The organism is Microbacterium sp. ARD31 (assembly GCF_031844425.1).
In genome coordinates, this window is the sequence record NZ_JAUZVE010000002.1 from 150,495 (window position 1) to 162,820 (window position 12,326).

At 70.3% G+C, this 12,326-nt stretch carries 14 protein-coding genes; 8 read left to right on the forward strand and 6 right to left on the reverse strand.

Annotated elements, in window-relative coordinates:
• Positions 1–13 precede the first annotated feature (13 nt).
• Entirely contained in the window at positions 14–763 is a 750-nt protein-coding gene (locus tag Q9S36_RS07420; RefSeq protein ID WP_311284575.1) for a class I SAM-dependent methyltransferase, read from the reverse strand.
• Between the two features lie 63 nt (positions 764–826).
• Here Q9S36_RS07420 and Q9S36_RS07425 point away from each other — a divergent pair, with 63 nt between their 5' ends.
• Positions 827–1,435: a 3'-5' exonuclease gene (locus Q9S36_RS07425; protein WP_311284576.1), complete on the forward strand. Its 609-nt coding sequence runs from the start codon at positions 827–829 to the stop codon at positions 1,433–1,435.
• Positions 1,436–1,496: 61 nt separating this feature from the next.
• Positions 1,497–2,813: a DNA recombination protein RmuC gene (rmuC, locus tag Q9S36_RS07430; protein ID WP_311284577.1), complete on the forward strand. Its 1,317-nt coding sequence runs from the start codon at positions 1,497–1,499 to the stop codon at positions 2,811–2,813.
• Between the two features lie 40 nt (positions 2,814–2,853).
• Here the strand turns inward: rmuC and Q9S36_RS07435 are convergent, their stop codons facing one another.
• Together Q9S36_RS07435 and glpX are read right to left on the reverse strand one after the other, a co-directional pair.
• Positions 2,854–3,063, reverse strand: a complete 210-nt coding sequence (locus tag Q9S36_RS07435; RefSeq protein ID WP_251450382.1) for a UDP-N-acetylmuramyl pentapeptide phosphotransferase — start codon at positions 3,061–3,063, stop codon at positions 2,854–2,856.
• Positions 3,064–3,200: 137 nt separating this feature from the next.
• The gene (gene glpX / locus Q9S36_RS07440) at positions 3,201–4,190 is read right to left on the reverse strand and encodes a class II fructose-bisphosphatase (RefSeq protein ID WP_251450383.1); all 990 of its coding nucleotides are present in this window, start codon (positions 4,188–4,190) and stop codon (positions 3,201–3,203) included.
• Positions 4,191–4,377: 187 nt separating this feature from the next.
• Between glpX and fbaA the strand changes: the two genes are divergently transcribed.
• On the forward strand, positions 4,378–5,409 hold the full coding sequence (gene fbaA, locus Q9S36_RS07445; protein WP_311284578.1) for a class II fructose-bisphosphate aldolase: 1,032 nt from the start codon (positions 4,378–4,380) through the stop codon (positions 5,407–5,409).
• Positions 5,410–5,609: 200 nt separating this feature from the next.
• Here the strand turns inward: fbaA and Q9S36_RS07450 are convergent, their stop codons facing one another.
• From Q9S36_RS07450 to Q9S36_RS07460, 3 genes are read right to left on the reverse strand one after another with little or no spacing between them, the layout of a single operon-like run.
• Complete coding sequence (locus Q9S36_RS07450; RefSeq protein ID WP_311284579.1) at positions 5,610–6,164, reverse strand: MOSC domain-containing protein; 555 nt, start codon at positions 6,162–6,164, stop codon at positions 5,610–5,612.
• A 48-nt stretch (positions 6,165–6,212) separates the two neighbouring features.
• Positions 6,213–6,839, reverse strand: a complete 627-nt coding sequence (locus Q9S36_RS07455) for a DUF6264 family protein (protein ID WP_311284580.1) — start codon at positions 6,837–6,839, stop codon at positions 6,213–6,215.
• The gene (locus Q9S36_RS07460) at positions 6,836–7,876 is read right to left on the reverse strand and encodes a 4-hydroxy-3-methylbut-2-enyl diphosphate reductase (RefSeq protein WP_251451487.1); all 1,041 of its coding nucleotides are present in this window, start codon (positions 7,874–7,876) and stop codon (positions 6,836–6,838) included. The genes Q9S36_RS07455 and Q9S36_RS07460 overlap by 4 nt, the downstream gene beginning before the upstream one ends.
• An 87-nt stretch (positions 7,877–7,963) precedes the next feature.
• On the opposite strand from Q9S36_RS07460, the gene xseA reads away from it, so the two are divergent.
• From xseA to Q9S36_RS07485, 5 genes are read left to right on the forward strand one after another with little or no spacing between them, the layout of a single operon-like run.
• Positions 7,964–9,280 carry an exodeoxyribonuclease VII large subunit gene (xseA, locus tag Q9S36_RS07465; RefSeq protein WP_311284581.1) on the forward strand — a complete coding sequence of 439 codons (1,317 nt, stop codon included), beginning with the start codon at positions 7,964–7,966 and terminating at the stop codon, positions 9,278–9,280.
• A 1-nt stretch (position 9,281) separates the two neighbouring features.
• Positions 9,282–9,524: an exodeoxyribonuclease VII small subunit gene (locus tag Q9S36_RS07470; RefSeq protein ID WP_251450393.1), complete on the forward strand. Its 243-nt coding sequence runs from the start codon at positions 9,282–9,284 to the stop codon at positions 9,522–9,524.
• The gene (locus Q9S36_RS07475; RefSeq protein ID WP_311284582.1) at positions 9,524–10,159 is read left to right on the forward strand and encodes a DUF4245 family protein; all 636 of its coding nucleotides are present in this window, start codon (positions 9,524–9,526) and stop codon (positions 10,157–10,159) included. The genes Q9S36_RS07470 and Q9S36_RS07475 overlap by 1 nt, the downstream gene beginning before the upstream one ends.
• A 56-nt stretch (positions 10,160–10,215) precedes the next feature.
• Positions 10,216–10,827: a carbonic anhydrase gene (locus Q9S36_RS07480; protein WP_311285057.1), complete on the forward strand. Its 612-nt coding sequence runs from the start codon at positions 10,216–10,218 to the stop codon at positions 10,825–10,827.
• A gap of 42 nt (positions 10,828–10,869) precedes the next feature.
• A complete protein-coding gene (locus tag Q9S36_RS07485; protein WP_251450397.1) occupies positions 10,870–12,264 on the forward strand; it encodes a class II fumarate hydratase in 1,395 nt (464 codons plus the stop codon).
• Positions 12,265–12,326 lie beyond the last annotated feature (62 nt).

Below are 12,326 nucleotides of genomic sequence, written 5' to 3' on the forward strand. Positions count from 1 at the left end.
CCCGCGTGGCGCGTCAGGGACGCAGGGCTCGGAATGCGTTGGTCACGTACGGAAGCTCCACCGTGTCGTCGCCGACGGCACCGATCTCGTCGCACAGCAGCTCGAGGCCGTCTTCGATGCGGGCTCGCTCCTGAGCTGACGCGGTGATGACGTGACTGCGCGAGCGGGCCATCGCGAACAGCGCGTCCCGGGTCATCGGCTGCGACCACCTCCACCGCGCCCGCTCGAGGTCGCCGAACGGCCGTCCGACCGGCGGGTCTCCCGCGGCGAGCATCTCTTCCGCGTGGCTGCCCTTCATGATCGCGGTGAGGCGCCGCACCCACGGCTCGCGTTCGTCGCGGATGTTCCAGATCAGTCCGAGCACGCCACCGGCGCGCAGCACCCGCGCCGCCTCGGGCGCAGCGGCGGTCGGGTCCACCCAGTGCCACGCCTGCCCGTAGAGGAGGGCGTCCAGGGAAGCCGCCGGCAGCGGCATCCGCTCGGCGGAACCGACGAACGTCGGAACCCCGTGGACGCGCTCGCGCAGCTGGGCGAGCATGGCGGCATCCGGGTCGACGGCGACGACCTGAGCACCGAACTCGACCGCAGCGCGGGTGAGCTTGCCCGTTCCGGCTCCGCCGTCGGCGACCCTCAGCACGCGGCCCTCGGCGCGGACCGGGGCGAGCATCCAGGCGACCGCCTCGGAGGGGTAACCGGGCCGGCCCGACTCGTACACGTCGGCCACGGCACCGAACGACCTCGAGAGCTCCTCACGTCCGGCCATGCGTCGACCCTACGCCCGGCGCGCCTGACGCCGATCCCGCACGAGCAGGGCGATGGTGGTTCCGTGCCCTTGGACTTCACCGCGATCGACTTCGAGACGGCGAACTCCAGCAATGCCTCGGCGTGCGCCGTCGGGCTCGTGAGGGTCCGCAACGGCGAAGTGGTCGCCCAGACGGGCTGGCTCATCCGGCCGCCGGCGGGTCACGACCGCTTCTTCGACCTCAATACGCGTATCCACGGCATCACCGCCGAGGACGTCGCCGACGCGAAGGGGTGGAGCGAGCAGCTCGCCGACCTGGCCGCGTTCGCGGGTGCCGACGTGCTCGTCGCCCACAACGCCGGATTCGACATGGCGGTCCTCAAGCGGGCTTCCGAAGCCACCGGCGACGAGTGCCCGCCCTATCGCTACGCCTGCAGCCTTCAGGCCGCACGCCGCGTCTATGCGCTGGACTCGTACCGACTGCCGTTCGTGGCCGCCGAGGCCGGATTCGGCTCTTTCGCCCATCACAACGCCACCGCCGATGCGCTCGCGTGCGCTCACGTGATGATCGACATCGCACGCCGGCTGCAGGTCTCGGACGTTGACGACCTCGCGGCAGCAGCGGGGATCCGCGTCTCGCAGATGGCGATCACCGAGGCGCCGGTCACGTTCTTCCCCGCGGCGGTCGCCTGAGCCCCGCCGACGGGCGAGAAGCTCGGCACCCGATGTCGGAGGGATGAGGCACGCTCAGACCATGGACGCACTCACCGTGGCCCTCATCGTCATCGGATCGCTGCTGATCGGCGCGCTCGCCGGCTGGGCCGCCGGGCTCGCCCGAGCCTCGGCACGATCGGCACGGGAGCACGCCTCGCTCCTGGCGCAGGTCGCGTCGGCGACCGCCGCCCGCGAGGGTGTCCAGTCCCAACTCGAGCACCAGCAGATCCTCTATCGCGATCTGATCGCGCAGACCCGCGCCGACCAGGCGGCGCGCGAGGAGCGCGAGCGCCGCGAGCAGACGGTGCTGCGCGCGCTGTCACCGGTGCAGCAGACGCTCGAGGCGATGCAGACGAAGGTCGACGACCTCGAACGCGATCGCACGCGTCAGTTCTCCACGCTCGCCGAGCAGCTGCGGCGCGCGCAGGAGAGCGATGAGGCGCTGCGCGCGACCACCGAATCCCTCGCGGGCGCACTGCGCTCGGGCAGTACGCGGGGCGTGTGGGGCGAGACCCAGCTGCGCCGGGTCGTCGAAGCCGCGGGACTCACCCGCCACGTCGACTTCGATCTGCAGGCCTCCCTCGCCTCGGATGCCGGAGCGGGCCGCCCCGACATGGTCATCCGCCTGCCTGCCGGCAAAGCCATCGCGGTCGACGCGAAGGTGCCCCTCGACGCCTATCTCGAAGCCAGCGCGATCGCGGTGACCGCCACCGGCGCCGAGGGCGCCCGTCGGCAGGCCCTGATCGACAAGCACGTCAAGGCCGTCCGCGCGCACGTGGACGCCCTGGCGAAGAAGGCGTACTGGGCGGGGTTGGCGGTGAGCCCCGAGTTCGTGATCTGCTTCGTCCCGAGCGAGTCGCTCCTGTCGTCCGCGCTCGAAGCCGACCCGTCGCTGCTGGACTACGCGTTCGGGAAGCGGGTGGCCCTCGCCTCGCCCGTGAACCTGTGGGCCGTGCTCAAGACGGTGGCGCTCACGTGGACCCAGCAGGACGTCTCGCAGGAGGCGCGGACCCTGTTCGATCTCGGCTCCCAGCTGTACGAACGACTCGGATCCCTGGCCGGCCACACCGACGACATGCGTCGCGCGATCGAACGCACCGTGGACAGCTACAACAAGCTCGTGGGATCGCTCGAATCGCGTGTGCTCGTCACCGCACGACGGTTCCCCGGCATCGATCAGACACGCCTCGACGCCCTCTCGGCGCCCGCAGCCGTCGAAGCGACCCCGCGGCGACTGACCGCCCCGGAGCTGCTCGATGCGTCGCCGTGGGACGACGCGGAGCCCGACCGAGGCGCGGAACCGGTCCGTGCGGATCTCGGGGACGTGCGCGCGCGCGTGTCGACAGCCGACGACTGAGTGCCGGAAGGAGAGGACTCAGGCGCCGCGAGGAAGGGACTCAGGCGCCGCCGGGTACGAAGCTGAGAAGGGCGATGACCGCGCCCGAGACGACGACGAAGGCGCCGATCATCCACCACGGGCTCAGTTCGTGGCCTTCGTCACGACGGACCCGCAGCAGCACGTCGGGACGGCGCGCGGGGTCGGTGGCATCGGCCACCACGGCGATGGCACCGGTCTGCGGTGAGGTTCCGCTCAGCTGTGCGGACATCACTACCCCCTTGGGCTCGGAACGACGACGAGCATCTCCGTTGACACCGTCACCAATTGTGCCAGAGAACCCTGGGAGGCCGGGTTACGGCGCGGTCACGATCCGATCGCCGCGTTCGATCCCGGCCAGCGCCGGGGTCAGAGCCACTTCGAGACGAGGTGCTCCGACGAGATGCGGCGCAGGGTGCCGGATGAACCGCGCAGCACGACGCTCTCGGTGTAGACGTAGCCTCCCTCGCGACGGACGCCCGCCACCAGCTCGCCGTTGGTCACACCGGTCGCCACGAAGATCGTGTTGCTGCCGGTGACGAGTTCGTCGGCTTCGTAGACGTAGCCGTCGACCTTCAGCCCGGCATCCGCGCCCTTCTGCTTCTCGTCGTCGTCGCGCGGCCACAGCCGGCCCTGGATGTGCCCGCCGAGCGCCTTGATCGCACAGGCGGTGACGATGCCCTCCGGGCTGCCGCCCACGCCGACGCACATGTCGGTCCGTGCGTTGTGACGGGCGGCGTTGATGCCGCCGGCCACGTCGCCGTCGCTCATGAGGCGCGTGCCCGCACCGGCCTCGCGGATGTCGTGGATGAGCTGCTCGTGGCGGGGACGGTTCAGCACCGAGACGACGAGTTCGTCCACGGGCTTGCCCAGCGCCTTCGCCAGTCGTCGGATGTTCTCGCCGATCGGAAGGCGGATGTCGACCACACCGACGCCGGCCGGACCGGTCACGAGCTTGTCCATGTAGAACACCGTCGAGGCGTCCAACATGGTGCCGTGCTCCGAGACGGCGATGACCGACAGCGCGTTGTTGCGCCCCTCGGCGGTCAGCGTGGTGCCGTCGATCGGGTCGACCGCCACATCCGCACGGGGCCCGCGGCCGTTTCCGACCTTCTCCCCGTTGAACAGCATGGGCGCTTCGTCCTTCTCGCCCTCGCCGATGACGATCGTGCCGTCGAAGTTGACGGTGGTGAAGAACGCCCGCATCGCGTCGACCGCGGCGGCATCCGCCTTCTCCTTCGCCCCCCGCCCGATGAACGGAACGGCGCGGATGGCCGCGGCCTCGGTCGCGCGGACCAGCTCCAGTGCGAGGTTCCGGTCGGGATGCAGCGGGCTCATGTCCGCGGTCAGACTCACCATGGCTTCACCCTAGCCAGATCGCCCGCTCGCAAACCGTGGATGTCACGATCCGGCGGTGAAGAAAATCAGATTCTTTCGTGAGCGTTATGCCGCGCCCGCTCGCGCATGCGGCATCCGCTCGTCTCTGTGCGCCGTCGACGGCTTGGATAGAGTGACCCTGACGCCCGAATACGACCAAGGAGCATTCATGCCCGTCGCCACTCCCGAGCAGTACGCCGACATGCTGGACCGCGCGAAGTCCGGCGGCTTCGCGTATCCCGCGATCAACGTCTCGAGCTCGCAGACGATCAACGCCGTCCTGCAGGGCCTCACCGAAGCCGGCTCCGACGGCATCCTCCAGGTCACCACCGGCGGCGCGGACTACTTCGCCGGCCACACCGTCAAGGCGCGTGCAGCGGGGGCCCTCGCCTTCGCCCGGTTCGCCACCGAGGTCGCCAAGAACTACCCGATCACGGTCGCCCTGCACACCGATCACTGCCCCAAGGAGGCACTGCCCGGGTTCGTGATGCCGCTCATCGAAGCATCCGAAGAAGAGGTACGGGCTGGCCGCAACCCGATCTTCCAGTCGCACATGTGGGACGGCTCCGCGGTGCCGCTGGACGAGAACATCCAGATCGCCAAGGATCTGCTGCCCCGCCTGAAGAACATCAACGGCATCCTCGAGGTCGAGATCGGCGTCGTCGGCGGCGAGGAGGACGGCGTCAAGCACGAGGGCTCGAACGACGCGCTCTACACCACCGTCGCGGACGTCACGAAGGCCGTCGAGGCCCTGGGTCTCGGCGAGAACGGCCGCTACATCTCGGCACTCACCTTCGGCAACGTCCACGGTGTCTACAAGCCCGGGAACGTCAAGCTCCGTCCCGAGCTGCTCGGCGAGATCCAGGAGGGCATCGCGGCGCGGTTCGGCACCGGCCCGAAGCCCCTCGACCTGGTCTTCCACGGTGGCAGCGGCTCGACCGACGAAGAGATCGCGCTGGCCGTGGCCAACGGCGTCGTGAAGATGAACATCGACACCGACACCCAGTACGCCTTCACCCGCTCGATCGCCGGCTTCATGTTCGCCAACTACGACGGCGTGCTGAAGGTGGACGGCGAAGTCGGGAACAAGAAGGCCTACGACCCCCGCGCGTGGGGCAAGGTCGCCGAGTCGGCGATGGCTGCTCGCGTGGTCGAGGCCACGCGCCAGTTGGGCTCGCACGGCAGGAGCCTCGCCGCCTGACCTCAGTCACTCCCGAACGCCCCGCCCCTCCCGGGCGGGGCGTTCGGCTTTCCCGGCGTCGGGGTCTGCGCCAGTCACAACGGCCTGTCGGGGCTGTCAGAGAGTCAGCCGTCACGTATGTCGAGGTGCGGTACCTCGCACGGACACAGGTGACGGCTCGGTGCGGCCGGCCGATGGGGAGGGGGCGGGTGCCGCGTGGGTCAGGGAGCCCGGTACACGTCCAGAATGGTCGGCGCGCCCTCGGGGCGGGAGATCACCACGATCTCATCGCCTGCCTCGATGTGCCCGGTCTTCACGACCTTGAGGTACGGCCCCAGACGGCGAGCGTCCGAGAAGCGCCGCACCCAGCCGCGCTGGTCGGCGCCGCCGACCCAGCGTGCGAACGTCTGGCAGGGCGTGCGCGGCATCGTGACGACCACTTCGACACGGCCGCCGATGCGCCAGCGCTCCCCGATCACGGCGGCGTTCACGTCCATGCCTTCGGTGCGCAGGTTCTCGCCGAAGAACCCGGGCGACAGCGGTCGGCCCAGCTCTTTCTCCCAGTAGGCCGCATCCTCCTGGGCGTAGGCGTACAGCGCCTTGTCGAGACCGCCATGGTGGCGACGATCGGCCTGCACGTCGCCGTATGCGCCGAATCTGCCGATCTTCACGGCGCCGTCGAGGGGGCCCTTGTCGATCGCGGTCACTCCGATGGCGCCCGGCCCGTCGTCCTCACGCAGCTGACGGACGGCGCAGACGGCGAGAAGACGCGGCATCCCGTCATCCTACGCACGAGGCGTGCAGCGACCGGGACTTTCGAGTCCTCAGCCGCCGAGCCCACCGATCGTGAAGCTCTGCATCGCGCGCAAGACCTCGGGATCCGACAGGAGAGGCACCACGATGAGGAGGCCGGAGATGAAGGTGAAGACCACCCCGCCGGTCAGGGCGATCCACCACGACAGGCGCCCGCGACGCATGCTCCACGCGGCGAGCGCCGCCGTCACCATCCACCCGAAGGCGAGCACCAGGCTGGCCGCGATCGCCCACGGCCGGCCGGCCGCCGGATCGGACAGTTCGGCGTCCACCCCCATCGTCTCGAGGAGGTTGGACGCGTACGTGCCGTAGTCGATGAACGCCGGGATCGCGCCGATCATGGTGACGAAACCGTAGGCGAGCAGCGCGATCGTGACGATGCGATCGATCGAACGGCCCCGCGTCGCCCGCGCGGGCGCGGCGGCCGCGCCGTCTTCGCTGCGCACCCCCGGACCCGACGAGCCGGGCTTCCCGGCAGCGGGCCGGTGCGCCGAGGCGGAAGCGACCTCATCGGGGCTCTGGCCGGTGTCCAGCGCCGCCGTGACGTCGGGCTGGCGGATGCGCGCGCGCTGCTCCTCGGGAGTGGCGTACTCGCCGTACTGCGGCCGCGGTCGCGACAGGTCGCCGTCAGCGCTCACGCGGTCGACCGCTCCGCCGAAACGCGCCCGCCGCGGCGGCTCTCGGCATCCTGGCGCAACTCCTTGGGAAGCGAGAACATCAGGTCCTCCTCCGCCGTCTTGACCTCTTCGACGTCCCCGAACCCGGCATCGCGCAGGTCGTCGAGCACCTGCTGGACGAGCACCTCGGGCACCGACGCGCCGCTGGTGACGCCGACCGTCTCGACGCCGTCGAACCACGCCTGCTCGATCTCGTCCGCGTAGTCCACGCGGTACGCGGCCTTGGCGCCGTACTCCAGCGCCACCTCCACCAGCCGCACACTGTTCGAGGAGTTCGCCGAACCGACGACGATCACCAGGTCGGCGTCCTTCGCGACCTTCTTGATCGCCACCTGGCGGTTCTGCGTGGCGTAGCAGATGTCGTCCGACGGCGGGTCCTGCAGGTTCGGGAAGCGCTCACGCAGCCGACGCACCGTCTCCATGGTCTCGTCCACCGACAGGGTGGTCTGCGACAGCCAGACGACCTTCGACGGATCGCGCACCTCGACGGTGGCCGCCTCGTCGGGCGAGTTCACGACGGTCACGTGGTCGGGCGCCTCACCGGCGGTCCCCTCGACTTCTTCGTGCCACTCGTGGCCGATCAGCAGGATCTCGAAGTCGTCTCGGGCGAAGCGCACGGCCTCGCGGTGCACCTTGGTCACGAGCGGGCAGGTCGCGTCGATCGCCTGCAAGTGGCGGTCCGCGGCTGCGTTCACCACGGCCGGCGAGACGCCGTGCGCGCTGAAGACGACGTGCGCGCCCTCGGGAACCTCATCGACCTCGTCGACGAAGATGGCGCCGCGCTCCTCGAGCTCGGACACGACATGGATGTTGTGCACGATCTGCTTGCGCACGTACACGGGCGCGCCGAAGCGCTCGAGGGCCTTCTCCACGGCGATCACGGCGCGATCGACACCGGCGCAGTACCCGCGGGGCGCGGCCAGCAGCACCCGCTTGTGTCCGGGCACCGGGATATCCTGAAGACGCTCGCGCCGCCGTGGCACACGGGGCACGGGCATTCGGACGGCCGGGTTCGCTGTGGATGCACTCACCGTTCGATTCTACGGGCGGGGTCGCCGCCCAGCCCCGCCGCCGCCAGGAGGACCATGACCGCGTTCGAGCCCGTGGCCGTCGCCGGCGAGGCGCCGCCGCCCGATTCGGTGCGTCCGCGCGACTCCTCGGCCGAGGCTCCGACCTCGGTCGCGCGGCTCAACGACACGATCCGCGGGTTCCTGCAGACGTGGGGCTCGGTGTGGGTCGAGGGCGAGATCACGTCGTGGAACCTGCGGGGCGGCAACGTCTTCGGAAGGATGAAGGACCTCGTCACCGATGCGAGCATCACCTTCCGCATCTGGTCGTCCACCCGCGACCGGCTGCCGAGCGACCTCAAGGTCGGCGACCACGTCATCGCGTGCGTCAAGGCCGACTACTTCATCAAGACCGGCGATCTCACCTTCGGCGTGTCGGCCATGCGACACGTCGGTCTCGGCGATCAGCTCGAGAAGCTCGAACGCCTGCGCGCGCAACTGCGCTCCGAGGGCCTGTTCGATGCTTCTCGCAAGAAGCCCCTCCCCTTCCTGCCGCACTGCATCGGCCTGATCACCGGCGAGAGATCGGATGCCGAGAAGGACGTCCATCGCAACGCCGAACTGCGCTGGCCGCAGGTGCACTTCCGCACCCGCTACGCCGCCGTGCAGGGCGACCGCTGCGTACCTGAGACGATCGCCGCGCTCAAAGCCCTCGACGCCGACCCCGATGTCGACGTCATCGTCATCGCCCGCGGGGGCGGCGATCCGCAGACGCTCCTCGGATTCAGCGACGAGCGTCTCGTTCGGGCGGTGGCAGCGGCGACCACCCCGGTCGTCAGCGCCATCGGGCACGAGAACGACCACCCGCTGCTGGACGATGTCGCCGATCTCCGCGCCTCCACACCGACGGACGCCGCCAAGCGAGTCGTGCCGGATGTGTCCGAGCAGCGGGCGCTGGTGGGGCAGCTGAGGTCCCGGCTCACCATGCGCCTCACCCAGCGCGTCGCGCACGACATCGCTCAGCTCGAGCAGCTGCGGTCCCGCCCCGTGCTGCGCGATCCGGCATCCATGTTCACGGCACGCTCGCACGAGATCCATCTGCTCACGGCGCGAGGTCGCGATCGGGTGACCCGCGCACTCGACTCGCACGCACGCCACGCAGCCGAGCTCACGGCCACGCTGCGCGCGCTCTCTCCCGCGTCGACCCTCGCGCGCGGGTACGCCATCGCCCACGTCCCGGGCGGCGCGATCGTCCGCGATGCCGCGCAGGCCCCGTCCGGCACCGAGGTGCTCGTGACCGTCGCGCAGGGCTCCTTCGCGGCGCGCTCCGAGGGGCCGGTCGACGAGGGCGGGTCCGACGGTACGACCGCGGGCGCCGTCTCCGGTGCGACCTAGGATGGAAGCCATGACCGAGTCGCAGGGCCCCGCCGTCGACGTCGCCGAGCTGTCGTTCGAACAGGCGCGGGACGAGCTGGTGCGCGTGGTCGCCGAACTGGAGCAGGGCGCCCCCACGCTCGAGCACTCGCTCGCCCTGTGGGAGCGGGGCGAGGCCCTGGCCGCCCGGTGCGAGGAATGGCTGCGCGGCGCCAAGCGACGGCTGGAGGACGCCCGCGCCGGCACCGACCGGACGGACGGGTGATGGCACGCGACCCGCGCATCGTGGCCGAGCTCGGCCGCCCCGAGACCCCTGACGAGACCGCCGCGCGGAAGGCCGAAGCCTCGCGCATCTACCGGTCCAGCCAGACGGTGCGGAACCTCGTCGCCGCGCTCGTCATCACCGTCGCCGTCGTCGCCGTCATCATCTTCGCCGTTCCCCGCGGCACCCCGCCCGACGACGGGCCGATCGACGTCGCCGCTGTCGCCGCCGACGTCGCCGACGCCCGGGAGCGCACGGTCATCGTGCCCGATGCTCCCCCCCAGTGGCGCGTGAACGCCGCCTCGGTCACCGGCGAGGGCATCCGCGCCTGGACCGTGGTCTACGTGCCCGACGCCGGCTTTCTGAGGATCGCGCAGGGCTTCGACGCCGACGAGTCATGGCCGACCCGCGAGCTGGGCGGCGCAGCGGTCGGCGAGACCGTCGAGATCGCAGGTGTCGAGTGGGATCGCTACGACATCCGCGACCCCGCGCGCGCCGGGAACGTCTCGGGGGCGCTCGCCACCGACGCCGGCGCCGACATCGTGATGGTCTACGGCACGTCGTCCGACGAAGACCTGGAGCGCGCGGCCGAGGCCGTCGCCGAGGACGTATTGGCCCTGCGTGAGGAGGAATCGTGACCGACAGCACCGCAACCCCCGCCACCGCTCCCACACCTGCCAAGGTGTGGGAGGAGATGCGACGCGGCAATGAGCGCTTCGTCGCCGGTGAGCCCCGTCACCCCCGCCAGGACGTCGAACGTCGTCATGTCCTGGCCGCCGGTCAGCGGCCCCGCGCCGCCCTGTTCGGCTGCTCGGACTCGCGCCTGGCCGCCGAGATCATCTTCGACAAGGGCCTGGGCGATCTGTTCGTCGTCCGCAACGCCGGCCAGGTCATCTCCGACTCCGTGGTGGGAAGCCTGGAGTACGCCGTCGCCGTGCTCGAGGTTCCGCTCATCATCGTGCTCGGCCACGACGCGTGCGGCGCGGTGGGGGCCGCGATCGACAGCACCGGCATCGACGCTCCCACCCTCCCGCCGCACATCTGGCGACAGATCGCCCCCATCGTGCCCGCCGTGCGGCGCGTCATCCGCGAGAACGGCCCCGACGCACCCGTCGACCCCGAGGTCGTGGGCCGCGAGCACCTGCGCGACACTGTCGCGGACCTGCTGCACTCGTCCGAGCTCATCAGCGACGCCGTCGCGGACGGCCGCCTCGCCATCGTCGGCGCGAACTACCGCCTCGCCGAGGGGACGGCCGTGCCCGATGTCATCGTCGGGCTCGACAGCGACCCCAGCGCCCACCACTGAGCTGCACCCCTGCCACGACGTAGACACCGGAGGAACAACGACGTGACCGACACCGAGTACCGCATCGAGCACGACACCATGGGCGAGGTGCGGGTGCCCGCAGCCGCTCTCTACAGCGCGCAGACCCAACGCGCCGTCGAGAACTTCCCCATTTCGGGCACCGGCCTGGAGTCCACTCAGATCGCGGCGCTGGCGCGCATCAAGAAGGCCGCGGCCCTGGCCAACAAAGAGCTGGGGGTCCTCGACGCCGGCATCGCCGACGCGATCGCTGCCGCGGCCGACGAGGTCATCTCGGGTGTCCACGACGCGCACTTCCCCGTCGACACCTACCAGACCGGCAGCGGGACCTCGTCGAACATGAACATGAACGAGGTGCTGGCGACCCTCGCCACGCGTCACCTCGGATCACCGGTCCACCCGAACGATCACGTCAACGCGTCCCAGTCCTCGAACGACGTGTTCCCCACCTCGGTCCACATCGCCGTCACCCAGGCGCTCATCGACGACCTCATCCCCGCGCTCGACCACCTCTGCGTCGCTCTCGAGGCGAAGGCGGAGCAGTGGAAGAGCGTCGTGAAGTCCGGTCGCACCCACCTGATGGACGCCACCCCGGTGACCCTCGGCCAGGAGTTCGGCGGCTACGCGCGGCAGATGCGGCTCGGGATCGAGCGCGTGCAGTCCGCACTCCCCCGCGTCGGGGAGGTGCCGCTGGGCGGCACCGCCGTCGGCACCGGGATCAACACGCCCGCCGGCTTCCCGCAGAAGGTCATCGCGCTGCTGGCGGCCGACACCGAGCTGCCCATCACCGAGGCCAAGGACCACTTCGAGGCGCAGGCCAATCGCGACGGCCTGGTCGAGACCTCGGGAGCGCTGCGCACCATCGCGGTCTCGCTGACGAAGATCAACAACGACCTGCGCTGGATGGGTTCGGGCCCGAACACCGGACTCGGCGAACTGCACATCCCCGACCTGCAGCCGGGCTCGTCGATCATGCCCGGCAAGGTCAACCCGGTCGTCCCGGAAGCCGTGCTCATGGTGTGCGCACGCGTCATCGGGAACGACGCCACCGTGGCGTGGGCGGGCGCATCGGGCTCGTTCGAGCTCAACGTCGCCATCCCCGTGATGGGCACAGCCCTGTTGGAGTCGATCCGCCTGCTCAGCAACGCCGTACGCGTGCTGGCTGACAAGACGATCGACGGGCTCGAAGCGAACGTCGAGCGCGCCGCGGCCTACGCCGGCATGTCGCCGTCGATCGTGACCCCGCTGAACAAGCTCATCGGCTACGAAGCCGCCGCGAAGATCGCCAAGCACTCCGTCGCCAAGGGGATCACCGTCCGTGAGGCGGTGCTCGACCTCGGCTACGTGGACCGCGGTGAGCTCACCATCGAGCAGCTCGACAGCAAGCTCGACCTGCTGTCGATGACGCACCCGGGCTGAGGCCGCCGGCGGCACGAAACGCGGGTGCCGCGCACGGACTGTCGCGGGGCGATAATCAGGGG

What these genes read in the sequence shown, in the direction of transcription:
- Q9S36_RS07420 (WP_311284575.1), bottom strand. Translation starts at nt 763, where the DNA reads ATGGCCGGACGTGAGGAGCTCTCGAGGTCGTTCGGTGCCGTGGCCGAC.
- xseA (WP_311284581.1), top strand. Translation starts at nt 7,964, where the DNA reads ATGACCGCGTTCGAGCCCGTGGCCGTCGCCGGCGAGGCGCCGCCGCCC.
- Q9S36_RS07450 (WP_311284579.1), bottom strand. Translation starts at nt 6,164, where the DNA reads ATGCCGCGTCTTCTCGCCGTCTGCGCCGTCCGTCAGCTGCGTGAGGAC.
- fbaA (WP_311284578.1), top strand. Translation starts at nt 4,378, where the DNA reads ATGCCCGTCGCCACTCCCGAGCAGTACGCCGACATGCTGGACCGCGCG.
- Q9S36_RS07475 (WP_311284582.1), top strand. Translation starts at nt 9,524, where the DNA reads ATGGCACGCGACCCGCGCATCGTGGCCGAGCTCGGCCGCCCCGAGACC.
- Q9S36_RS07480 (WP_311285057.1), top strand. Translation starts at nt 10,216, where the DNA reads ATGCGACGCGGCAATGAGCGCTTCGTCGCCGGTGAGCCCCGTCACCCC.
- Q9S36_RS07435 (WP_251450382.1), bottom strand. Translation starts at nt 3,063, where the DNA reads ATGTCCGCACAGCTGAGCGGAACCTCACCGCAGACCGGTGCCATCGCC.
- Q9S36_RS07460 (WP_251451487.1), bottom strand. Translation starts at nt 7,876, where the DNA reads ATGCCCGTGCCCCGTGTGCCACGGCGGCGCGAGCGTCTTCAGGATATC.
- Q9S36_RS07470 (WP_251450393.1), top strand. Translation starts at nt 9,282, where the DNA reads ATGGAAGCCATGACCGAGTCGCAGGGCCCCGCCGTCGACGTCGCCGAG.
- rmuC (WP_311284577.1), top strand. Translation starts at nt 1,497, where the DNA reads ATGGACGCACTCACCGTGGCCCTCATCGTCATCGGATCGCTGCTGATC.
- glpX (WP_251450383.1), bottom strand. Translation starts at nt 4,190, where the DNA reads ATGGTGAGTCTGACCGCGGACATGAGCCCGCTGCATCCCGACCGGAAC.